Consider the following 21,096-nt stretch of genomic DNA (forward strand, 5'->3'; position numbering starts at 1 on the left):
ATCTCCTCCGCCGATCAACCCCGGTGCGCGTCGCATTCCCCCGCGCGCAGCTCCCAATCTACCCGGCGTTGGGAATGAGGTTGCGGTCGAGGCGCCGCATGCGGGCCCCGTCGCTCCAGGTCAGCCGCTTTCGCAGGTGAACGACGGTGCCCCGGTCCGGGGCGGAGTCGATGTCCAGGTCGTCCACCAGCGCGCGCATGATCTTGATTCCGCGTCCCGACTCGCTCAGCGCGCCCGGCTCCGGCGGGGCGGCCCGCAGGCCGCGGCCCCAGTCCACGATCCTGAGCTGGCAGGTCCCGCCGTCCACCTGCCCCGTCACCTCGTAGTCGCCGTTCGCGCGGGCGTGCTTGATGACGTTCGTGCACGCCTCGGAGATCGCGACCAGCAGGTCGTCGACGCAGTCCTCGGAGACGCCGAGCCCCCGCAGGGCCTCCCCCGTCACCCGCCTGACCACCGGGATGCTCAGCGCGTCGCGCGGCAGCGCGAGCGAGAACCTCATATCCACCCGGACACCTCGTGTCATGCTCCGGGCGTCCCGACCGTGCCCCCGGTCCCGGAGCGTGCTCGACGACTCAACGCAGCTAACACTTCCCCGGTGGAATCTTCCGTAATCGCCACAGTCGCGAGCCCGCCACTTGGAACGCACCATGTCACGCCCGGGACAGGTGCCGCGCCGCGGGGCCGGTCCCGGCCGCGCGCCGGCGGGCGCCGAGCGCCGATGCCGGTTACAGAACGTGAACCTCGTAGTTCTCGATGACCGGGTTCGCGAGCAGCGTCTCGGCGATCTTGCCGACCTGCTCCAGGGCGGCCTCGTCGGCGTCCCCCTCCAACTCGACCTCGAACCGCTTGCCCTGCCGGACGGCCACGACCCCGTCAAAGCCCATCTGCGGCAGCTTGCGGGCGATCGCCTGCCCCTGCGGGTCGAGGATCTCCGGCTTGAGCATGACGTCCACGACGACACGCGCCACGGTCGCCCCCTCACTGATCTGCGCTTTTGCTTACGATCCTGAAGCGTACGGCACCATGGCCCATCACGAGCCATCAGCACCCCCCGGAGCCAGCCGATGAACATCGAGGACCTGACGCCCGTGGAGCGACGCCTGTGGGAGGCGTTCCCCAAGGGCGAACACGTCGACCTGTCGTCCGGTGACCAGGTGCTCGACGACGTCACGCGCGCCGACCAGTGGGGGCATGACCGGGCGGTCAGAGCCGAGGTCCTGGTCGCGCTGCTCGTCGGCGCGGTGGAGCCCGAGCCCGGCCAGGTCGCCGCCGTCCGGCTCAGCGGCGCCCGCATCACCGGCTCGCTGAACCTCGGGCACGCCGAGGTCCGCGTCCCGCTGGCGCTCACCGCCTGCGACTTCGACGAGGCACCGCACCTGTACTGGGCGAGCATGATCAGCGTCCACCTGATGCGCTGCCGGCTGCCCGGTCTGATCGCCTCCGGCACGCGGGTGGACGGCCACCTGTGGCTGGAGGGCAGCCGCATCAACGGCGGCCTGTGGCTGGACGGGGCGAACATCACCGGCATCCTCAACATGTCGGGCGTGCACCTGTCCAACCCGGGCGGGGACGCGATGCTCGCCGACCGCCTCTCGGTCGAGGCGAACGTCTACTGCGACCAGGGGTTCACCGCCAACGGCGAGGTCCGGCTTCCGGGGGCCCGGGTCGGCGGCCAGCTGATCTTCCGGGGCGCCCGGCTGTACAACCCGTCCGGCGCCGCCCTGTACGCCAGCCGCCTGGACGTGGCCGCCAACGTGTTCTGCGACGGCGGGTTCAGCGCCGAGGGCGAGGTCCGGCTCCGCGGCGGCCGCGTCGGCGGCTACCTCTCGTTCGTCGGCGCCCGCCTGTCCGCCCCGAAGCGGACCGCCCTGAACGCCGACGACCTGACCGTCGAGACCGACGTCTACTGCTCGGACGGGTTCACCGCCGTCGGCGCCGTCAGCTTCTCGGGCGCCCGCGTCACCGGGCAGCTCAGCCTGCGCGACGCCCGCCTGCTGCACGACGAGGGGACGGCGCTCGGCCTCCAGCGCCTCCAGGCGGAGGAGCTGCTGCTCCGCACCGCCGAGCCGGTCAAGGGGACGGCGGACCTGTCCTACGCCCGCATCAACCTGCTGCGCGACGACGCCGCGTCCTGGCCGGAGCGCCTCCAGCTCGACGGCCTCCAGTACGAGACGCTCGAACCGCCGCTCACCGCCCGCGAGCGGCTGGCGTGGCTGCGCCGCGACACCGACGGCTACGCTCCGCAGCCCTACGAGCGCCTCGCGCAGACCTACCGCTCCCTCGGCCTGGACGCCGACGGCCGCTCCGTCCTGCTCGCCAAGGCCCGGGACCGGCGCAGGACCCAGGGGCTGCCCCGCAAGACCGTCGGCTGGCTCCAGGACGCCCTCGTCGGCTACGGGTACCGCCCGTTCCGCGCCGCGAGCTGGCTGGTCGGCCTGCTGGCCTTCGGGACGATCGTCTTCTCGATCCACAAGCCGGACGTCCTGGACGACGGCCACCACCCGCACTTCAACGCGTTCTTCTACACGCTCGACCTCCTCCTGCCGATCGGGAGCCTCGGGCAGGAGGCGGAGTTCGCCCCGAAGGGCGCCTACCAGTGGATCGCGAACCTCATCGTCGCCGCGGGCCTGGTCCTCGGCCTGACGGTGGCGGCCGGCGCCACCCGGGCACTCTCCCGCGAATAACCCCGCCTCCCTTCAAATCCCTACGAAGACGGACGTGGGGTGCGTCACGTCCGGATCACGGGGTAGGGCCGGGGGTAGGACACCCGGTGGAGGGACCTCGCATCGCGGTGGCGGGACTTGCGTCGCGGGGTGTGATGTCTGCCACGATGGCATTGCGGCTTTTGTCCCTTACCGGGGGCGGGCCGTTGGCATCGGCCGGCCGCGCGGCGACCCCGCGTGACGGCCCCGAACGAGGAGTGTCATCGATGACGATCGACTCCGTGCGCGGCGCGCCCGACACCCCGAAGGTCGCCGAGCCCGACCTCATCCAGCTGCTCACCCCCGAGGGCGAGCGCGTCGAGCACCCGGACTACCCCCTGGACCTCAGCGCCGAGGACGTGCGCGGCCTGTACCGCGATCTGGTGATCGTGCGGCGGATCGACCAGGAGGCCGTGGCCCTCACCCGGCAGGGCGAGCTCGGCCTCTGGGCCTCGCTGCTCGGGCAGGAGGCGGCGCAGATCGGCTCCGGGCGGGCGGCGTCGGCCAACGACATGGTGTTCCCGACGTACCGGGAGCACGGCGTCGCGTGGTGCCGGGAGGTTGAGCCGCTGAAGCTGCTCGGCATGTTCCGGGGCATCAACCACGGCGGCTGGGACCCGAAGGAGCACGGCTTCCACCTGTACACCGTCGTGATCGGCAGCCAGACGCTGCACGCGACCGGGTACGCGATGGGCATCCAGCGCGACGGAGTGCTCGGCACCCCGTCCGCGGGCGCCACGATCGCCTACTTCGGGGACGGGGCCACGTCCCAGGGCGACGTGAACGAGTCCTTCGTGTTCGCCTCGGTGTTCAACGCGCCGATCGTGTTCTTCTGCCAGAACAACCAGTGGGCCATCTCCGAGCCCCTGGAGCGGCAGTCGAGGATCCCGCTCTACAAGCGGGCCCAGGGTTTCGGCTTCCCGGGTGTACGCGTGGACGGCAACGACGTGTTCGCCTGCCTCGCCGTCACCAGGAAGGCCCTGGAGAACGCTCGGACTGGCCAGGGCCCCACCCTGGTCGAGGCGTACACGTACCGGATGGGCGCCCACACCACGACCGACGACCCCACGCGCTACCGGCTGAAGGCCGAGGAGGAGGCGTGGAAGCTCAAGGACCCGATCGAGCGCGTCAAGGCGTACCTGGTGCGGGGCGACATGGCCGACGCGGGGTTCTTCGAGCGGGTGGAGGCCGAGGCCAAGCAGATCACCAAGGAACTGCGTGAGGCGTGCCTGGCGCTGCCGGACCCGGGGCCGCTGTCGATGTTCGACAACGTGTACGCCGGCGAGCACCCGCTGATGACCGAGGAGCAGGAGCAGTTCGCCGCCTACCTCGCGTCGTTGGAGGAGGAGTCGAAGTGAGCACCCTGACACTCGGCAAGGCCCTCAACGTGGGCCTGCGCAAGGCCATGGAGAACGACCCGAAGGTCCTGGTCATGGGCGAGGACGTCGGCAAGCTCGGCGGCGTCTTCCGCATCACCGACGGCCTCCAGAAGGACTTCGGGGAGGAGCGGGTCATCGACACCCCGCTGGCGGAGTCCGGCATCGTCGGCACCGCGATCGGGCTGGCGCTGCGCGGCTACCGGCCGGTGGTGGAGATCCAGTTCGACGGGTTCGTGTTCCCCGCCGCCGACCAGATCATCACCCAGCTGGCGAAGATGCGGATGCGCTCGCTGGGCGCGCTGGAACTGCCGGTCGTCATCCGGATCCCGTGCGGCGGCGGCATCGGCGCGGTGGAGCACCATTCGGAGTCGCCCGAGGCGTACTTCACCCACACCGGCGGGCTGCGCGTGGTCGCGTGCTCGAACCCGGTGGACGCCTACTCGATGATCCAGCAGTCCATCGCCTCCCCCGACCCGGTGATCTTCTTCGAGCCCAAGCGCCGGTACTGGGACAAGGCGGAGGTCGACACCGACACCACCGACTGGACGCCGCTGCACCGCGCGAGGGTCGTCCGGCCGGGCGAGCACGTGACGCTGCTGGCCTACGGGCCCTCGGTGAAGACGTGCCTGGAGGCCGCCGCGGCCGCCGCGGAGGAGGGGCGGTCCCTGGAGGTCATCGACCTGCGCTCGCTGAACCCGCTCGACATCGGCGCGGTGACCGAGTCGGTGAACCGGACGGGGCGCTGCGTCGTCGTCCACGAGGCGCCGGTGTTCAACGGGTACGGCGCCGAGCTCGCCGCCCGGATCACCGAGAAGTGCTTCTACCGGCTGGAGTCGCCGGTGCTGCGCGTCGGCGGGTTCTCCACCCCGTACCCGCCATCGCGCATCGAGGACCATTACCTGCCCGACCTCGACCGCATCCTGGACGCGGTCGACCGGACCTTCGCGTGGTGACGCCGGTGAGCCAGCCCAGACTGTTCAAACTGCCGGACGTGGGCGAGGGCCTGACCGAGGCCGAGATCGTCAAGTGGCACGTCCAGCCCGGCGACACCGTCGAGGTGAACCAGACCATCGTCGAGATCGAGACGGCGAAGGCGATCGTGGAGCTGCCCTGCCCCTACGAGGGCGTGGTGACCGAGCTGATGGTCACCGAGGGGCAGACCGTGGACGTCGGGGTCCCGATCATCGCCGTGGACGCCGGCGGCGAGGGCGGCGTCGCGACGCCGGTGTCCGAGCCCCCGGCCCAGGCGGCCGCGCTCCGCGAGGAGGGCGTCCCCACGGTCAACGAGCCGGGCATGGTGTCGCCTGAGGCGCCGCCCAAGCGCACGCCCGTCCTCGTGGGCTACGGCGTGAAGGAAGGGACGACCAAGCGCCGTCCCCGCAAGTCCGCCAACGGCACGGCGCCCGCGGCGTCCGCAGCCCCGGCGGCCCCGGCCCCGGCCCCGGCACCAGCGCCCGCCCCACAAGCGCCGCCTGTGCCGCACCCGAGTCCTTCGGGGAACGGACTGCCGCTGGCCAAGCCGCCCGTCCGGAAGCTGGCCAAGGACCTGGGGGTGGACCTCACGTCCATCACGGGGTCCGGCCCGCAGGGCTCCATCACCCGCGAGGACGTCCTCGCCGCGCAGGCCGGGGCTGAGGCTCCCGCCGCGGCTCCCGTCCAGGCGGGCCCGCGCGAGGAGCGGATCCCGGTCAAGGGCGTCCGCAAAGCGACCGCGGCGGCGACGTCCGGTTCGGCGTTCACCGCCCCGCACGTCACCGAGTTCCTCCAGGTGGACGTGACGCGGACCATGCAGACCGTCAAGCGGCTCCGCGAGCTGCCCGAGTTCGCGGACGTGAAGGTGTCGCCGCTCCTGCTGGTGGCGCGCGCGCTGCTCACCGCCGTGGCGCGCAACCCGATGGTGAACTCCACGTGGGTGGACGGCCAGAACGGCGCCGAGATCGTCGTCAAGCGCTACGTGAACCTGGGGATCGCGGCGGCCACCGAGCGCGGCCTGATCGTTCCCAAGGTGAAGGACGCGCAGGACCTCGACCTGCCGGGCCTCGCGCGCGCCCTCAACGAGCTGGCGGCCAAAGCGCGCGCGGGCAAGGCGTCCCCCGCCGACCTGTCCGACGGGACGATCACGATCACCAACGTCGGGGTGTTCGGGGTGGACACCGGGACCCCGATCCTCACCCCGGGCGAGTCCGCGATCCTGGCGTTCGGCCAGGTCAGGGACATGCCATGGGTCCACGAGGGCGAACTGGCGATCCGCAAGGTGACCACCCTGGCGCTCTCGTTCGACCACCGCATCGTGGACGGCGAACTCGGCTCCCGCGTCCTGCGCGACGTCGGAGACATGCTCGAGGACCCGATCCGCATGCTCGCCTGGTCGTAGCCGCCGGGTCGTCGCCGCCGGGTGACGGGCAGGAACCGAAGGGGCCGGTGCCGGGAGAACGGCACCGGCCCCGTTCCGTCCCCGGCCGGCGCGATCGAGATGACTGCGTCGCGCCGGCGAAGAGTTCTCCCTTTTCCAGCAAATCCCAGGGGTTTCAGCCATTGCCCCTGGTCACCCTTCCCGCTAGGCTCGCCAGCTACATAAAACCCCCAAGATCGAACGAACGGGAAGAAAGGACACGTGGGACTCTCCAGAAGCGGATCCCAGGTTCCCCACCTGATCGCCGAACATGACGACTGACTGTCTGCGATCGCCCGCCTACGCACCCGGTTCCAGCCGGCCATGGCATTGGGCTTCCGCCGTTCCGGGCGGCGGCCGAACATGACCCGCGTCGACTCTGACCACTCGGTCTCCACCGTCCGCTGGACGTTACGTCGCGGCCGGTAGGTGCCGGCTCACATTTCGGCAATCGAAGAGCTGACGCCCGCATTCTCATAACCGAGCCTCAAGGCTCACAGGACGGTTCCCCCCGTAACCGGTCGCTCCAGGAAGGTCCGATCCTTCCCGCGAGCGATACAAGGCACCGCTGGGGTCGAGCCGCGACGCCGATTAGGTGGAAACCCGCGGCAGCGACTCCGCAGCGGTTCTGAATGGCGGCCTGCGGGCACCCGCCGGCACATGGCGCTTTCCGAGCCGCCGGATGACCGCGGCTCACGGCCGCGCACTTCCCAGCAAAGAATCCATGGTGCGAGGAACCGAGTTCCGCGCGCCCAAAACCGAGATCCTCAGAGAGGGAGACACCCCTTGGACTCATTGAGCAGGCATGTACCGGTAATGGCGCAGCCAGAGGCGGCCGAACCGATGATCATGCACAACACGATCATGGGCGAGGCCGCAGGAGCGTCCCTCATCGCGCTGGCCGTGTTCCTCTTCCTGGCACGACGCGGCGACCGGCTCTGGGCCAGGGGATGGGCGCTGACGTTCGGCGTCGGCTCCCTCGTCCTGACCTCTTTGAGCTGGGACGCCATCACCACCGGCCCGTTCACGGCCAAGCCCGAGATCAACATGGTGTTCGGCGGACCGCTGTTCTGGTTCGGCGTCCTGCTCGGTGCCGCCGCGTTCTACCTCTGGGCGCACGGCGACACGCTGCAGGAGCCGACGGGCGCCAAGCGGGGGGAGACCGAGCTCTACCGGTTCACGGCGACGACGCGCGGAACCTTCTCTCCGGTGTATCTGCTGGTCCTGGCCGCCGGCCTCAACCTGCTGGGCAACGCCGCCGCCATCGTCCGGTTCAATCTGGTGGGGGGCGCGCCCGCGTCGGAGCCCATCACCGGGCGACTCGGGCACATCGCGTGGATCGAGAACAACTCCTTCGGCCTGGTCTACGCACTCGCCGGCATCGCCACGATCCTTCTCATCGGCGCTGTTCGTGATCTCGGCGGCCGCATCGCGGCGGTCGTCATCACGCTGTTCTTCGCGACCGGTCTGTTCTTCCTGGTCTTCAGCACGCTGAACGAGTACACCCATCCGGGATTGATGATCAACAAGTGCGTGCAGGGAACCATGGAGAACTGCGCCAAGTGGAAGTACAACTACTAGCGACCAGCCTGGTTCGCCCGCCTGGAGCCCGCTGAGGGCGTCGGCAGACCCGCGGGGGCCCGGCCCGGAGCCGGCCCCGCGTGGCCCATCGCTAGGAGACGGGGACCTTGTCGACCTTGCCGAAGGGGCCGGCGTTGAAGGTCACGGAGGTGACCTTGCCGGGCGGCGCCGGGAGGTAGACGAAACCTCGGACGGGCTCGCCGACCGCCGTGCGGAAGACGGCCCGTCCGGGATCGATGTAGTCGGTGGGACGGCCCGGCGTCGGAGGGCCGACGCGGACGGCGCGGTAGACGTCCTTCTTGCCCGGAACCTGGACCGAGAACGATCCGAACACCCCGCCCGGATAGCTCGGGTTCGGGTAGGACGCGTCCGGCGGCGTGGTCCCGGGACCCTCGTTCACGATGTCGAACACGGCGACGATGTAGGCGCCGTCCCGGTAGAAGGGCTTGACCTCAAGGCGCCTCTTGGCGGCGCCGAACGGGGCCGTGCGGGTCACCACGTTCTGCCCGTCCTGCGCACGGAAGGATGCCGGTGGGGTGGAGACCTGCGAGGTCGACTTGAGCTGGTAGGTGAAGTCGACGCCGTCACCGTCCTGCCGCCCGTTCGCCGTGTAGGTGAAACCGGCGCCGAGCCTGGTCTTCATCTCGTTCAGGAGTGCCTGGGCCCGGTCTCCGGACACCTTGGCGTCACTGGCGTTCGCCACCAACGTCAGCGCGCCGGACGCCTGCCCCTTGATCTGCTGAGAGACCCCGTCCAGGACGGCCTTGGCCCCGCTCTTCAGCTTGGCCGAGCCGCTCTCGAACAGGGTGTCGCTTGTCAGGCTGACCGTGGCGCTCGAACCGTTCGACGCGACGGTCCGGTTCTCCTCCTCGACGATGTCGTAGAGGTCGACGGGGTTCCCACCCGGCGCGGTCGTGGAGGGCGAGCCCGACGCCGTGGGCGTGGGGGAGGTCGTGATCGGTGACGGGGCGCCCGCCATGAACGGCTGGGCCCCGACCTCCGGCTCGGCCCCGACCGACGGAGAAGACGAGGACGAGGGGGACGACGGGGACGAGGGGGAGGCCGAAGCCGACGGCACCGAGCCGCTCGGCGGCGCGGACGACAGGGACGGCGTCGCCGAGGGCCCGGCGGACGCGGCGGTCACCGGGATGCCGGTGAACTCCCCGGCCGTCCCCGGCGTGATCGCGGTGACCTTCTGGACGGTCTCCGGGATCGGCGGGTACTCGGCGGCCATCTCCCGGGTCGTGCCGGGCCTGAAGCCGGAGCCGCTGGTGGTGCCGGTCGGCTTGTAGAGCCGGCGCCCCGCGGTGTCGAGGAGTGCGAGCTCCATCGGAACCGACTTCACCGAGGAGTCCAGCGAGGTCACGCTGTAGCGCAGCACGGACTTGGCGGCCTGCCGCTCGACGCTCTTGATGTCCACGCGCGCGTGCAGGCCGTCCGCCCCGCCGAACCAGCCCTCCTTGGAGAACGCGGCCGCCGGCTCCGCAGCCGGACTGGCACCGCCCGCCCGCACGGTGGGCGGAGCGACCTTCTCCGCCCGGTCGGCATCGGCGCATCCGGCCGCGAGCAGCAGGCCGGCGAGAGGGACGGCGAGGGGCAGCGCACGCATCGTTCATCCGGTCGGGAGGGGACGGGCGAGGGACCCGGGCAACAGTAGTCAACCGCGACACCCCCCGCCAGGACCCGGCAAGGGCCGCGGGACATCTCCGCTGGAACGCGGGCCCGAGCCTGGGCGCGACCGTTACGACGTCGCGGCGGACGGCGGGCCGGGGTCCCGCAGGACTCGGCCGATCAATGTGTGCAGGTGGGAGCGGAAGCGCTCGACCGTCTCGGGATTCAGGTTGCTGCGACAGCCGTCGGGCAGCGGAGCGATGTCGCGCCAGGTCGTGGGCCGGCCTCCGTGGGTGGGGACGCCGTAGGTGACGAACCCCGTCATCGCCCACACCAGGGTCCACAGCATGTAATCCACGTCGACGTCGGGCGGCAGCAGCGGCCGTGTCGCGTCGGCGACCATGTTGGTCAGCGGCCGTTCGTAGCTCAACTCCAGATCGGCGCTGCCGGCGGCGTCTCCCGACCACCGGTGCAGCCACAGGCGGGCGATGTGGGGATGTGCGAGATGGAAGTCCAGGTAGGTGTCCGCCAGATCGTGCACCCCCTGCGCCGAGGAGGGCAGGGACGCGGACGCCTCCTCGAGCATCGCCAGCTCCGCCAGGTGGGCCCGCTCCATCACGGTGTGGTACAGCGCCAGCGTGCCGCCGGCCAGGTCCATGACGGCGGCGGTATCCACGCCGGCGGCCGCGGCGATCATGCTCCCGCTCGTGCCGTCGAAGCCCAGTTCGGCGAACATCCGGGTAGCGGCCTGGATGATGCGCTCCCGCTCCGACTCCTCGTCCACTCCGATCACTCTAGGTGCCGCTTCCACACCGGAACGTGATCAGATCTCGATCACCGGGCAAAGGCGGCGCCATGGGCGGCCTCCGCGACCTGGCGATCGCTCTCCGGCAGGCCGCGGGCTGGAGACGGCGTCAGCCCTGCAGTACGTTCGGGCGGGTGTTGACCGACCATCTCGGCCGAGCCGACGATCCGTGGGAGCGGCGGTGGACGTGGGACTCAGGGCTTCCGCCGCGTTGGCTGCTCGTCGGATACACCGGCTCTCCGCAGGATCCCGGCGATGATGCCGTGGCGTTGTGCGCCGACATAGACGGGTTGTTCGTCGATCTGCCACCTCGGCCGCGGGAACGCTTCACCCTTCTGGGCTGCGTGCCGGACGGCGCACTCGCCTCGGTGCTCGACTCCATGGCCTCCCACGCCGCAGAGCCCGAACGGGCGTGGCTGGACGATCTCTGGCTGTCGGCAGCCCCCGACCAGCCCGCGGCACGGCGCGGATGGATCGGGGAGCGGTTGCTGGACGTGACCGTCCTCGGCCACCGGCCGTCGCGAACCTCCCCGGAACGGCTCGACATCGACCTGGAGGGCCTGGTCGATGTGTACGACCGTACCGACGGAGTCGCCCGTCCCGATGACGTCACCGAATTCGTGCTGAGCGGTCCGGACGGCGCGTCCTGCGGTGTCTGTGCCGACGTCACCGGCGTGTTCCGTGAACCCGCCGCGCCGCCGGTGCCGCTCGTCACCCTGGTCGGTTGCCGACCCGAGCCACCGCTGCTGACCGCGATCGCGGCGGTACACCAGACGACGAAGGCCGGCCTGCGCCGCCGCCGAGTGGGGGCGCACGTGGGCGCCGTCGCCGCCGACGGTTCAGCGGTAGGTCTGACCTACGGGATCGTGTCCGGCACGGTCCTGTCGAGCAGCCCGTCCCGGCTCGACCGCGACCTCCTCGACGTCACCATCGCCAGCGACGCACGTGAACCGTGCCCTGCCGGAACCCGCGGCATCCTGGACCGGTGGTTCACCGGTCGGCCCACCGAACGCAACCTGTGGGCGCGTTACGACCGGACGCTGCGACACGAGTGGACCGGCGTGGCGCTGGCCCATCTGGCTCGCCGGAACACCCCCGACCAGCCGGCGGGAACCGCCTTTCACCTCGACGGCCGCTTCGTCACCGACATCGAGGGCTTCTACTGCGCCCTCGGTGAGGCGATCAACGGCCCGGGCGGCTATTTCGGCTGGAACCTGGACGGCCTCGCCGACTGCCTGTGCGGGAAGTACGGCGCCACGGCTCCCTTCCGGCTGGTCTGGCACGACTCGGCGGTGGCCCGCCGGCACCTCGTCGCCGGCTACGACCGCCGCCGGCATGCGCCGGCGGTGACCCTCGACGTCCTTCTGGGGCTCCTCGCCGAACGCGGCATCGACATCGACCTGCGCTGAGGCGCTTCCCGACCCGGGCGAACCGAACTGAACGGACAGGCCCCCGCCGGAGTCCGGCGGGGGCCTGTCGCGGGCCGGCTAGAACGCGTCTTCGGGGAGGTCCATGACATCGAGGGTGGTGGACTCGGTGATGGCGCGGTCGGAGGCGAGGCGGGGCAGGACGGTCTGGCAGAAGAACTGCGCGGCCGCGACCTTGCCGGTGTAGAACGCCTTGTCCGAGCCGGAGACGTCGCCGCCGCCGAGCTTGTTCAGGGCGACCTCCGCCTGGCGGCACAGGAGCCAGCCGACGATCAGGTCGCCGAGGGCGAGGAGCAGGCGGGAGGAGTTCAGCCCGACCTTGTAGAGCTCCTTCGGGTTCTCCATCGAGCCGAGCGCCCAGCCGACCATCGGGTCGAGGATGCCCTGCACGTCGTCGAGGGCCCGGCCGAGCAGCGCGCGCTCGTTCTTGAGGCGGCCGTTGCCGGCCTCGGACTCGGCGAACTCCCGGATCTGCCCGGCGAGCACCTTCAGCGCCTCGCCGTTGTCCCGCAGGATCTTGCGGAAGAACAGGTCCTGGCCCTGGATCGCGGTGGTGCCCTCGTAGAGGGTGTCGATCTTGGAGTCGCGGATGTACTGCTCGATCGGGTACTCCTGCAGGAAGCCGGACCCGCCGAGCGTCTGCAGCGACTCCGCGCCGAGCAGCGCGTAGGCCCGCTCGGAGCCGAAGCCCTTCACGATCGGCAGCAGCAGGTCGTTGACCTTCTCGGCCGTCTCGTCCTTGCGGCCCTCGAACTCCGCGACCTGCACGGCGTCCTGGTAGGACGCGGTGAGCAGCACGAGAGCGCGCATGCCCTCGGCGTAGGCCTTCTGCGTCATGAGGCTGCGCCGGACGTCCGGGTGGTGGGTGATGGTCACCCGCGGAGCGGTCTTGTCCGTCATCTGCGTCATGTCCGCACCCTGCACGCGCTCCTTCGCGTACTCCAGCGCGTTCAGGTAGCCGGTCGAGAGGGTCGCGATGGCCTTGGTGCCGACCATCATCCGGGCGTACTCGATGACGAGGAACATCTGCCGGATGCCCTGGTGGACGTCGCCGACCAGGTAGCCGACCGCCGGGTGCTTCTCGCCGAAGGTCAGCTCGCAGGTCGTGGAGACCTTGAGGCCCATCTTCTTCTCGACGCCCGTCACGTAGGCGCCGTTGCGCTCGCCGAGCTCACCGGTCTCCACGTCCACCAGGTACTTGGGGACGAGGAACATCGACAGGCCCTTGGTGCCGGGTCCGGCGCCCTCGGGGCGGGCCAGCACCAGGTGGAAGATGTTCTCGGACATGTCGTGCTCGGCCGAGGTGATGAAGCGCTTGACGCCCTCGATGTGCCAGGTGCCGTCGGGCTGCTGGACGGCCTTGGCGCGCCCGGCGCCGACGTCCGAGCCGGCGTCCGGCTCGGTCAGCACCATCGTGGCGCCCCACTGCCGCTCGAGGGCCAGTTCGGCGAACTTCTTCTGCTCCGGCGTGCCGATGTACCAGAGGATCTGCGCGAAACCGGGGCCGGAGGCGAACATGTAGACGGCCGGGTTGGCGCCCAGCACCTGCTCGGCGACCGCCCAGGTGAGCGAGCGCGGCGCGCCGCTGCCGCCGAACTCGGGGGCGAGGTCCAGCCGGTACCACTCGGCGTCCATCCACGCCTTGAACGACTTCTTGAAGCCCTCCGGCATCGTGACGGTGCCGGAGGCCGGGTCGAAGACCGGCGGGTTGCGGTCCGCGTCCTCGAAGGAGGCGGCGAGCGGGCCCTCGGCCAGCCGGTTCACCTCGTCGAGGATGCTGCGCACGGTGTCCTCGTCCAGTTCGGCGTACGGGCCGCTGCCGAGGAGGTCCTGGCGCCTGAACACCTCGAAGAGGTTGAACTCCAGGTCCCGGAGGTTGCTCTTGTAGTGCCCCATTCGAGACTCCGTCTGGTTCCGGCGGCGACCAGGCGGCCCCGCTGCGTACTGGTCAGTAACTCAACATCATGCTACCCGCTGGTAACCACTGACAACCACCCCATTCGTGCGGTTTCGGGGGAGGCAGGCCACATCGATACCACGCTCGCGCCCCCCGCGTGACCGAAGTCACGGAGCGTCTCCGGGGCCCCACGGATCAACGACCCGCCTACGGCCCGCGCGCGAGGGGTGGCAAGATCAGGCGGGCGCGAATTCACCCCGGCGCACGAGGAGGTGCGTATGAAGCAGGAGGAGGAGGCCGTCCCGAGGCTGACCGTCATCGGGACCGGCTACCTCGGCGCCACGCATGCGGTCTGCATGGCCGTGCTGGGCTACGAGGTCCTCGGCGTGGACGTCGACCGGCACAAGATCGAGCGGCTGGCGTCCGGCGAGGTCCCGATCTTCGAACCCGGGCTGCCGGAGCTGCTGACGAAGGCGCTCGACTCTGGCCGGCTCCGGTTCACCACCTCCTTCGCGGAGGCGGGCGAGTTCGGGGACGTCCATTTCGTCTGCGTGGGGACGCCCCAGCAGGCCGGTTCGGACGCCGCCGACCTGACCTACGTCGACGCAGCCGTCCGCTCCCTGGCACCGCACCTGCGCCGCAGGTCCCTCGTCGTCGGCAAGTCCACCGTCCCGGTCGGGACGGCCGCGCGCCTCACCGGCCTGGTGCAGGAGCTGGCGCCGGCCGGGACCGACGTCGAGCTGGCCTGGAACCCCGAGTTCCTGCGCGAGGGCTTCGCCGTGGACGACACCCTGCGCCCCGACCGGCTGGTGTTCGGCGTCGCGTCCGACTGGGCGCACGAGCGGCTGCGGGCGGCGTTCAAGCCCGTCCTCGACCTCGGCACGCCGGTGATCCGCACGGACCTCGCGACCGCGGAGCTGGTCAAGGTCGCGGCCAACTCCTTCCTCGCCACCAAGATCTCCTACATCAACGCGATGGCCGAGGTCTGCGAGGCGGTCGGCGCCGACGTCAAGGACCTCGCCGACTCGCTCGCGCTGGACGACCGGATCGGCGGCAAGTTCCTGCGGCCGGGCCTCGGGTTCGGCGGCGGCTGCCTGCCGAAGGACATCCGGGCGTTCGCGCACCGCGCCGAGGAGATCGGCGTCGGCCAGGCCGTGTCGTTCCTGCGCGAGGTGGACGACATCAACCGGCGGCGCAGGGCCCGCACCGTCGACCTCGTCCGGGAGCTGCTCGGCGGCGACTTCGCCGGCAGGCGCGTCGCCGCCTGGGGCGCCGCGTTCAAGCCGAACTCCGACGACATCCGGGACGCGCCCGCGCTGGACGTGGCGCGCACCATCCACGGCCTCGGCGGGGACGTGCGCGTCTACGACCCGGTCGCCCTCGGCAACGCCCGCCGGGCGTTCCCCGAGCTGACCTACGGCGAGAGCGCGTTCGACGTGGCGCGGGACGCCGACGTCGTCGTCCTGCTGACCGAGTGGTCGGACTTCCGGGAGGTCGACCCGGAGGCGCTGGCCGGGATCGTCCGGCACAAACGGGTCGTGGACGGCCGGCACGCGCTCGACGCCGCGCAGTGGCGCGCGGCGGGCTGGGAGTACCGCGCCCTCGGCCGGTCGTAGCCGGGGGAACATCCCGCGCCGGGGAGCCGTTCAGCGACTGAGGGCCGCGTCCGGGCACGGGCGGTCTCTCCCGGACGAGGTGCGCCGTACCCGGAACGCGAAGACGGCGCGTGACAGCAGTCGTCTCGTTTTCCGGGAGTGCCACCATGGCCTGGATCCTCGTCATCGTCGCCGGCCTCTTCGAGGTCGCCATGGCCCTGTGCCTGAAGGCCAGCAAGGGCTTCACCCAGCCGCTGGAGTCGGCGGGGTTCCTCGTGTTCGCCGTGGCGAGCTTCGGCCTGCTCACCGTCGCGCTGAAGCACCTGGAGGTCGGCACCGCCTACGCCGTCTGGGTCGGCATCGGCGCGGTCGGGACGGCGGCGCTCGGCATGCTCGTCATGGGCGACGAGGTCTCCGCGGCGCGGATCGTCGCGCTCGCGTTCATCGTCCTCGGGGTCGTCGGCCTGAACCTGGCCGGGGGCGGAAGCCACTGACGGCGCCCGCCGCCCGTTGATCACCTGGCCGCGGGCACCCCCGCGGCCAGGTGCGGCCATCGATTTCGCAGGTCAGGAAAGTTCCCAGGAACGTAATCTCCCGTAACAGCGTCTATGGGACGAAGAGAGCGCGGGGAGTCGCTCGAACACGGGAGGGACGGACCTTGGTCTTCAAGAAGCTGCGCCAGGCGATGGGCATCGGCGGTCCATCGATCGAGACGGTTCTGCACGACCCCAACACCACGCCCGGCGGCGTCGTCACCGGCGAGATCGCCATCATCGGAGGCCAGTTCAACAGCGACATCAAGGCGGTGAACCTCGCCCTGCGCACCCGGGTGGAGGTCGAGTCGGGCGACAACGAGTACACCTCCAACCTGGAGTACTCCAAGATGCCGGTCGCGGGCGGGTTCAGCCTCCAGGAGGGCGCGCGGCACAGCATCCCGTTCCAGTTCCCGATCCCGTGGGAGGCGCCGCTCACGCACATGTACGGGCGTCCTCTGCACGGCACGACGGTCGGGCTCGCGACGGAGCTGGAGGTCGCGGGCGCGGTCGACCCGGGCGACCTCGACCCCATCGTCGTCCACCCGCTGCCCGCGCAGGAGCGCATCCTGGTCGCGTTCTCCAACCTCGGCTTCCAGTTCCGCAACGCGGACTGCGAGAAGGGCCGCATCTGGGGCGTGCACCAGGAGCTGCCCTTCTACCAGGAGATCGAGTTCTACCCGCCGGGGCAGTACGCGCGCGGCATCAAGCAGCTCGAAGTGACGTTCGTGTCCTACCCGCAGTCGATGGAGGTCGTGCTGGAGCTCGACAAGCGCGGCGGGGTGTTCACCGAAGGCCATGACGCGTTCAGCCGGTTCACGGTCGACTACGCGACGGTCGAGCACACCAACTGGGAGCAGCAGCTCGACGGCTTCCTGCGGGAGGCCGGGCGCCGGCGGGGCTTCTTCTAACCGCCGTCCGGTGCCGGCCGCCGTCCGGCAGTCCACGGGGATCCCCTCCGCGATGTTGATCGCGGAGGGGATCTCCGCGTAGAAAGAGGTCCCGTGCCCCAGCCCCCCGGACTGAACGACGCGGAACGGCGCCTCTGGACGGCGTTCCCCACCGGTTCGGCCGTCGTCCTCGGTGACGACCGCCCGGCCGGCCCGCTGCCCGACCGCATCGTGCGCGCCGAGATCATCACGCGGCTGCTGCTCGGCGAGTGCGAGGCCCGCCCCGGCGCGGTCGCGGCCGTCCGGCTCCGCGGCGCCTACGTCACCGGACGGCTCGACGTGTCGGGAGGCGGCGTCGAGGCCGAACTGCTCCTGGAGAACTGCCGGCTCGTCGAGGAGCCCGCGTTCGCCAACGCCGAGACGCGCCAGCTCCGGTTCTCCGGCTGCCGGATGCCCGGCTTCGACGGCGGCGGCCTGCGCGCGGACGGCTTCCTCAGCCTGTCCGGCTCCGAGATCGAGGGCGAGGTCCGGCTGCCCCGGGCGCAGATCCTCGGCGGCCTGCGGATGAACGGGACGCGGGTCACCTCGTCCGCGCCGGAGAAGTGGGCGGTCTCCGGCGGCGCGCTCGTCGTGGACGCCGGAGCGTTCATCAGGGACGCCGAGATCACCGGCGGCGTGCGGTTCGTCGGCGCGCGGATGAACGGCGGGCTCTTCATGGAGCGCACCACGCTCACCAACCCCGGCCGCATCGCCCTGGACGCGCAGAACATGGTCGTCGAGGACACCGCCGAGCTGAGCCACGGGTTCAGCACGCTCGGCACCGTCCGGCTGCGCAGCGCCCGCGTCAACGGCATCCTGTCGTTCTCGCGGGGCCGCCTCGACTCCGGCGACCCGGCGCGGATGGCGCTGCACGCGAGCCATCTGCAGGCCGACGAGCTGATGCTGTGGCCGGCGGAGAAGATCAAGGGCCGGGTGTCGCTGTCGTACTCCAGGATCGACCTGATCATGGACCATCCGGACATCTGGCCGGACGAGCTGTACCTGAACGGCCTGGCGTACCAGACGCTGCGCGGCGCCGAGTTCAAGGACCGCCTCAGCTGGGTCTCGCGGGACAAGGAGTTCCACCTCCAGCCGTACGAGCAGCTCGCCGGCTGGTACCACGGCATCGGCCACGACGATCTGGCCCGGAAGGTCCAGCTCGCCAAGATGCGGGCGCGGCGCCGCGGGCTGCATCCGATCGCCCGCGCGTGGAACCACGTGCTCGACTGGACGGTCGGGTTCGGCTACCGGCCCTGGCTGGCGTTCGCCTGGTTCGCCGCCCTGCTGGCCGTAGGGACGACCGTGTTCTCGATCGAGCATCCCCGTGCGGTCAAGCCGCCGGACGAGCTGCCCGCCTTCCACGCGCTGATCTACACGCTGGACCTGCTGATCCCGCTCGACACGTTCGGCCAGCAGCTCTCCTACGACCCGGTGAACTGGTCGCGCTGGGTGGGGTACGGGCTCGTCGCGACGGGGTGGGTGCTGGTGACGGCCCTGATCGCCGGCGCGACGCGGGTGCTGCGCCCGAACTGAGCCGCCGCCCGGGACCGGGGCCGGCGCAGCGGGCCGCCCGCCCGAAGCGGGTCCGCGCCGAACCAGGGCGCCGCCCCGGACGTCATTGGGGGGTAGGGGATCGAGGAGAATGGGACGCCATGGGCACGTATCTGATCACGGGGGCGACGGGCGGCATCGGCACGGCGGTGGCGGAGCTGCTGCGCGAGCGCGGGCACGACCTCCTCCTCACCGGCCGCTCCCCCGAGCGCCTCGACCGTCTCGCCGCGACGCTGCGCGGGGGCGCGCACGCGGCCACGCAGGTCATCAACCGGGGAGCGGTCGCCTCGCCGCCGCGCGCGGCGACCATCGGCACGATCCCGCTCGACCTGACCGGGCCGCGCCGCATCGAGGCGTCGCTCGCGGAGGCCGGGATCCCCGCGCGGCTGGACGGCGTCGTCCACGCGGCGGGCATGGTGCATCTCGGGACGGTCGCCGACACCGAGGCCGACGAGTGGATCGAGCACCTGTCGGTCAACCTGGTGTCGGCCGCGGAGCTGACGCGGCTGCTGCTGCCCGCGCTGCGCGCCGCCGAGGGCCACGTCGTGTTCGTCAACTCCACCGCCGGACTGCGCGCCAAACCCGAGTGGTCGGCGTACGCGGCGAGCAAGGCCGGCCTGCGCGCGCTGGCCGACTCGCTGCGCGCGGAGGAGCCGTCCCTGCGCGTCACGACCGTCTACCCGGGGCGGACGGCCACGGAGATGCAGCGCAGCGTCCGCGCCCAGGAGGGCCACCCCTACGCCGAGGACGACTTCGCGGCCCCGGGAACCGTCGCGCGCGTGCTGGTCGCCGCGCTGGAGACGCCGCGGGACGCCGTGGTCTCGGACATCACCGTCCGGCCGGGTCCATCGCGGCGCTGACGGCCGCGTCGCCGCCGGAACGGCCACGCGGCCGCCGTTCGCCGCGCCCGGACCCCCGCACCGGCTGCGGCCGGGGATGAACCCGCCGCCGCCGCTCCTCCGGTCGCACCGGGCGGGCGTCAGGCGGGGCCGGTCGCCCGCCGCCGTGCCGCGAGCGTCAGCCCGCCACCCGCGAGGACCGTCGCCAGTCCCGCCGCGACGAGCGCGGAGTCCGTGCCGGTGGAGGCGCCGCCCGCACCCGCCTTCACGCCGTCGGTGGGGATGACGCGGAGCTTGCGCAGGTACTTGACGTCGATGAAACCGTGCCGGAGCTGGACCGGGACGTTGCCGCGGATCTCGGTATAGCCCGTCTTCTTGCAGTCGGCCCACGGCTTCTGGTGGTACTTCAGCACGCCCACGACCTTCGAGTGCACATTCGGCAGCTCGTGGACGTTGAGTCCGTGCGGCGCCGTGACGAGATACTCGCAGAGCTGGACGTCGGCCCGCGCCTCCGCCGTCCCCGACCCGAACACGGCGAACGCTCCTGCGGCCGCCCCCGCGGCGGCCACCGCCATCACTCTTCGCGCAACCATGCTTCTCCCCCTGATCGTTCCTCCTGGTGGGCGCGGCCGCCCACCTCGGGGGACCGATACCCGACGAAGATCAAGAAGAGCCATGCAGACGACAAAACAATGGAGTCGCCAGTTTTTCATCTATTCGCAACAAAAAGCCTTTAGCGGCAAATTCGGGACAACCCGCCGAACGCTCCCCGGGGCGCCCCGTTCCTCAGGTCGCCTCGATCTTGCCGCGGCGCAGGAACCAGGACGCGAGGACGCCGCCCAGCAGCCCGAACAGGTGGCCCTGCCAGGAGATGGTGGGGTCGCTCGGGAGGACGCCGAGCAGCATCGTCCCGTACACGGCGACGACCGCGACCGCGATGGCGATGTCGGGCAGCCGCCGCTCGAAGACCCCGCGTCCCACCAGGTAGCCGAAGAACCCGAAGATCAGGATGCTGGACCCGAGGGTGTTGGCCGAGCTGAGGAACCACACCCCGAGCCCGCCGACCACGATGATGATCAGGCTGGCGGCCAGGAACTTCGCGACGCCACGCGCCGCCGCGACGAACCCGAGGATCAGGAACGGGACCGTGTTGGCCATCAGGTGCCCGAAGCCCGCGTGCATGAACGGCGCGGTGAAGATGTCGGGGAGGTCGTCCACGTCGCGCGGCTGGATCCCGAAGCGGTCGAGCCACCCGTTCGTGGTGTAGTCGAACGCCTCCAGCACCCACATCGCGGCGGTCACCGTGAGGATCAGCACCGCGGAGGACAGGGCGCGGAAGCCGTGCTTCGCCAGCCCCTCGGAACGCTGCCGGTCGGGGGTATAGCTCATGTCAGCCACCGTAAAGTCTGTACGTCCCTGAACCCCACAACGAGCGGGACGGCCGGAAGGTGCCGACGGCCTTCCGGCGGGCGGCGGGCGGCTAGGCGGCCCTCTCCTGGGCGGCCGGCGCGTGCTCCGACTCGGAGGCGTCGCCGCGGACCACGATCACCGGCAGCGGCCGCCGCGCCGGGGCGTCGGCCGTCCGGCGCAGGTAGCGCCGCTCCTCGGGGGTCGTCCCGCCCCAGATGCCGTCGGGCTCCCCCACCCGCAGCGCCCACGCGAGGCAGTCGGCCTTCACGGGGCAGTTGGAGCAGATCGCCTTGGCTGCGTCCTCCTGCGCCTGGAGCAGAGGCGCGGAGTAGCCGATCGGGAAGAACAGGTCAGGATCGGCGCCGCGGCAGATGGCGTGGTCCGTCCAGTGTTCCTCGTTCTCCTGGTTATTGTGCATTGACTTCTCCCTGCGCGGCGATGAGAC

Annotated in this window: 19 protein-coding genes and 1 riboswitch; of the genes, 11 read left to right on the forward strand and 8 right to left on the reverse strand. The window is 71.1% G+C overall.

Annotation, left to right across the window (positions count from 1 at the left end):
* Positions 1-58: 58 nt before the first annotated feature.
* Together FKD65_RS21895 and purS are read right to left on the reverse strand one after the other, a co-directional pair.
* On the reverse strand, positions 59-499 hold the full coding sequence (locus FKD65_RS21895) for an ATP-binding protein (RefSeq protein ID WP_240810345.1): 441 nt from the start codon (positions 497-499) through the stop codon (positions 59-61).
* 226 nt (positions 500-725) lie between these two features.
* Positions 726-968 (reverse strand): phosphoribosylformylglycinamidine synthase subunit PurS, encoded by a 243-nt coding sequence (gene purS / locus FKD65_RS21900; RefSeq protein ID WP_141579258.1) that lies wholly within the window; start codon positions 966-968, stop codon positions 726-728.
* A 96-nt stretch (positions 969-1,064) separates the two neighbouring features.
* Between purS and FKD65_RS21905 the strand changes: the two genes are divergently transcribed.
* The 5 genes from FKD65_RS21905 (at position 1,065) to FKD65_RS21925 (ending at position 8,054) form a co-directional block, all read left to right on the forward strand.
* Positions 1,065-2,684, forward strand: coding sequence for a hypothetical protein (locus tag FKD65_RS21905; RefSeq protein WP_141579259.1), 1,620 nt, complete (start codon positions 1,065-1,067; stop codon positions 2,682-2,684).
* A gap of 245 nt (positions 2,685-2,929) precedes the next feature.
* Positions 2,930-4,060, forward strand: a complete 1,131-nt coding sequence (pdhA, locus tag FKD65_RS21910; RefSeq protein ID WP_141579260.1) for a pyruvate dehydrogenase (acetyl-transferring) E1 component subunit alpha — start codon at positions 2,930-2,932, stop codon at positions 4,058-4,060.
* The gene (locus tag FKD65_RS21915) at positions 4,057-5,034 is read left to right on the forward strand and encodes an alpha-ketoacid dehydrogenase subunit beta (RefSeq protein WP_141579261.1); all 978 of its coding nucleotides are present in this window, start codon (positions 4,057-4,059) and stop codon (positions 5,032-5,034) included. The genes pdhA and FKD65_RS21915 overlap by 4 nt, the downstream gene beginning before the upstream one ends.
* Positions 5,035-5,039: 5 nt before the next feature.
* Complete coding sequence (locus tag FKD65_RS21920; protein WP_240810279.1) at positions 5,040-6,455, forward strand: dihydrolipoamide acetyltransferase family protein; 1,416 nt, start codon at positions 5,040-5,042, stop codon at positions 6,453-6,455.
* A gap of 834 nt (positions 6,456-7,289) precedes the next feature.
* On the forward strand, positions 7,290-8,054 hold the full coding sequence (locus tag FKD65_RS21925) for a DUF981 family protein (RefSeq protein ID WP_168221140.1): 765 nt from the start codon (positions 7,290-7,292) through the stop codon (positions 8,052-8,054).
* Between the two features lie 91 nt (positions 8,055-8,145).
* Here the strand turns inward: FKD65_RS21925 and FKD65_RS44345 are convergent, their stop codons facing one another.
* Together FKD65_RS44345 and FKD65_RS21935 are read right to left on the reverse strand one after the other, a co-directional pair.
* Positions 8,146-9,663: a hypothetical protein gene (locus FKD65_RS44345; protein ID WP_168221141.1), complete on the reverse strand. Its 1,518-nt coding sequence runs from the start codon at positions 9,661-9,663 to the stop codon at positions 8,146-8,148.
* Positions 9,664-9,795: 132 nt separating this feature from the next.
* Positions 9,796-10,449: a TetR/AcrR family transcriptional regulator gene (locus tag FKD65_RS21935; protein WP_240810280.1), complete on the reverse strand. Its 654-nt coding sequence runs from the start codon at positions 10,447-10,449 to the stop codon at positions 9,796-9,798.
* 155 nt (positions 10,450-10,604) lie between these two features.
* Here FKD65_RS21935 and FKD65_RS21940 point away from each other — a divergent pair, with 155 nt between their 5' ends.
* The gene (locus FKD65_RS21940) at positions 10,605-11,879 is read left to right on the forward strand and encodes a barstar family protein (protein ID WP_205718762.1); all 1,275 of its coding nucleotides are present in this window, start codon (positions 10,605-10,607) and stop codon (positions 11,877-11,879) included.
* Positions 11,880-11,957: 78 nt separating this feature from the next.
* On the opposite strand, the gene FKD65_RS21945 is transcribed toward FKD65_RS21940, so the two are convergent.
* On the reverse strand, positions 11,958-13,793 hold the full coding sequence (locus tag FKD65_RS21945) for an acyl-CoA dehydrogenase (RefSeq protein ID WP_141579265.1): 1,836 nt from the start codon (positions 13,791-13,793) through the stop codon (positions 11,958-11,960).
* A 279-nt stretch (positions 13,794-14,072) separates the two neighbouring features.
* Between FKD65_RS21945 and FKD65_RS21950 the strand changes: the two genes are divergently transcribed.
* From FKD65_RS21950 to FKD65_RS21970, 5 genes are all read left to right on the forward strand, one after another.
* The gene (locus FKD65_RS21950) at positions 14,073-15,410 is read left to right on the forward strand and encodes a UDP-glucose/GDP-mannose dehydrogenase family protein (protein ID WP_141579266.1); all 1,338 of its coding nucleotides are present in this window, start codon (positions 14,073-14,075) and stop codon (positions 15,408-15,410) included.
* A 43-nt stretch (positions 15,411-15,453) separates the two neighbouring features.
* Positions 15,454-15,523: riboswitch (guanidine-III (ykkC-III) riboswitch) on the forward strand.
* 33 nt (positions 15,524-15,556) lie between these two features.
* Entirely contained in the window at positions 15,557-15,883 is a 327-nt protein-coding gene (locus FKD65_RS21955) for a multidrug efflux SMR transporter (protein WP_141579267.1), read from the forward strand.
* A gap of 164 nt (positions 15,884-16,047) precedes the next feature.
* Positions 16,048-16,833, forward strand: coding sequence for a sporulation protein (locus tag FKD65_RS21960; protein ID WP_141579268.1), 786 nt, complete (start codon positions 16,048-16,050; stop codon positions 16,831-16,833).
* 93 nt (positions 16,834-16,926) lie between these two features.
* Positions 16,927-18,384, forward strand: coding sequence for a hypothetical protein (locus FKD65_RS21965; RefSeq protein ID WP_141579269.1), 1,458 nt, complete (start codon positions 16,927-16,929; stop codon positions 18,382-18,384).
* A gap of 119 nt (positions 18,385-18,503) precedes the next feature.
* The gene (locus FKD65_RS21970) at positions 18,504-19,262 is read left to right on the forward strand and encodes an SDR family oxidoreductase (RefSeq protein WP_141579270.1); all 759 of its coding nucleotides are present in this window, start codon (positions 18,504-18,506) and stop codon (positions 19,260-19,262) included.
* Between the two features lie 119 nt (positions 19,263-19,381).
* Here FKD65_RS21970 and FKD65_RS21975 read toward each other — a convergent pair whose 3' ends face one another.
* The 3 genes from FKD65_RS21975 to FKD65_RS21985 form a co-directional block, all read right to left on the reverse strand.
* Entirely contained in the window at positions 19,382-19,834 is a 453-nt protein-coding gene (locus FKD65_RS21975) for a hypothetical protein (protein ID WP_141579271.1), read from the reverse strand.
* 193 nt (positions 19,835-20,027) lie between these two features.
* Positions 20,028-20,630, reverse strand: coding sequence for a rhomboid family intramembrane serine protease (locus FKD65_RS21980; RefSeq protein WP_141579272.1), 603 nt, complete (start codon positions 20,628-20,630; stop codon positions 20,028-20,030).
* 91 nt (positions 20,631-20,721) lie between these two features.
* Entirely contained in the window at positions 20,722-21,069 is a 348-nt protein-coding gene (locus FKD65_RS21985; RefSeq protein ID WP_141579273.1) for a WhiB family transcriptional regulator, read from the reverse strand.
* Positions 21,070-21,096 lie beyond the last annotated feature (27 nt).

The sequence above is a fragment of the Actinomadura sp. WMMA1423 genome (assembly GCF_006547145.1).
Lineage (GTDB): Bacteria > Actinomycetota > Actinomycetes > Streptosporangiales > Streptosporangiaceae > Spirillospora.

Coding starts and splice junctions, on each gene's coding strand:
- FKD65_RS21895 (WP_240810345.1), bottom strand. CDS start 499: ATGAGGTTCTCGCTCGCGCTGCCGCGCGACGCGCTGAGCATCCCGGTG.
- FKD65_RS21905 (WP_141579259.1), top strand. CDS start 1,065: ATGAACATCGAGGACCTGACGCCCGTGGAGCGACGCCTGTGGGAGGCG.
- pdhA (WP_141579260.1), top strand. CDS start 2,930: ATGACGATCGACTCCGTGCGCGGCGCGCCCGACACCCCGAAGGTCGCC.
- FKD65_RS21925 (WP_168221140.1), top strand. CDS start 7,290: ATGGCGCAGCCAGAGGCGGCCGAACCGATGATCATGCACAACACGATC.
- FKD65_RS44345 (WP_168221141.1), bottom strand. CDS start 9,663: ATGCGTGCGCTGCCCCTCGCCGTCCCTCTCGCCGGCCTGCTGCTCGCG.
- FKD65_RS21945 (WP_141579265.1), bottom strand. CDS start 13,793: ATGGGGCACTACAAGAGCAACCTCCGGGACCTGGAGTTCAACCTCTTC.
- FKD65_RS21950 (WP_141579266.1), top strand. CDS start 14,073: ATGAAGCAGGAGGAGGAGGCCGTCCCGAGGCTGACCGTCATCGGGACC.
- FKD65_RS21955 (WP_141579267.1), top strand. CDS start 15,557: ATGGCCTGGATCCTCGTCATCGTCGCCGGCCTCTTCGAGGTCGCCATG.
- FKD65_RS21970 (WP_141579270.1), top strand. CDS start 18,504: ATGGGCACGTATCTGATCACGGGGGCGACGGGCGGCATCGGCACGGCG.
- FKD65_RS21975 (WP_141579271.1), bottom strand. CDS start 19,834: ATGGTTGCGCGAAGAGTGATGGCGGTGGCCGCCGCGGGGGCGGCCGCA.
- FKD65_RS21980 (WP_141579272.1), bottom strand. CDS start 20,630: ATGAGCTATACCCCCGACCGGCAGCGTTCCGAGGGGCTGGCGAAGCAC.
- FKD65_RS21985 (WP_141579273.1), bottom strand. CDS start 21,069: ATGCACAATAACCAGGAGAACGAGGAACACTGGACGGACCACGCCATC.